This window comes from Chromobacterium sp. ASV23 (assembly GCF_016428945.1).
GTDB classification, from domain to species: Bacteria; Pseudomonadota; Gammaproteobacteria; order Burkholderiales; family Chromobacteriaceae; genus Chromobacterium; species Chromobacterium sinusclupearum.
Window position 1 is genome coordinate 1 of the sequence record NZ_JAELTR010000184.1, and the last position, 463, is coordinate 463.

The window sequence follows — 463 nt, forward strand, 5'->3', positions numbered from 1 at the left end:
GTACGGAAATTAAAACCGGCAAGCGCAGAGTGATCAGTTATTTCCTGAGCCCTTTGCAGGAGTATGCGAGTGAGGGATTGCGGGAGCGCTAAAGGATGTGGAAGTTTTTATGACTCATTTTGTTGAGCGGGTAAATCATGCAGAGAATATGGCAGTGGTTATTGGCGGATAAGATACGTGGTGCATTGGTATTCATTGCATTGCTTGTTTGTGGCTTGGTTATCAGGGCGTGGTGGCCGGTTAACTGGAAGGAAGAGGTACAGCTGGAATCCGGGCAAATTATTTCGGTAAGAAATTTTAACTGGATAAATGGAGTGGGTCCTTGGGGTGAGGGCGGTGGGGAGGTAATGGAGTGGGTGTTAATGGTGAATGGTGCAACAGTAGAGCATACGCCACCCATCTGGATACAGCCTTATGTGCCAATTCTGATTGATCGCTACCCGGATGGTAGATGGTTTATTGT

At 47.3% G+C, this 463-nt stretch carries 1 protein-coding gene; it reads left to right on the forward strand.

Annotated elements, in window-relative coordinates:
• Positions 1–137: 137 nt before the first annotated feature.
• On the forward strand, positions 138–463 hold a 326-nt coding region (locus JHD59_RS22970; RefSeq protein WP_233164478.1), incomplete at its 3' end, for a hypothetical protein.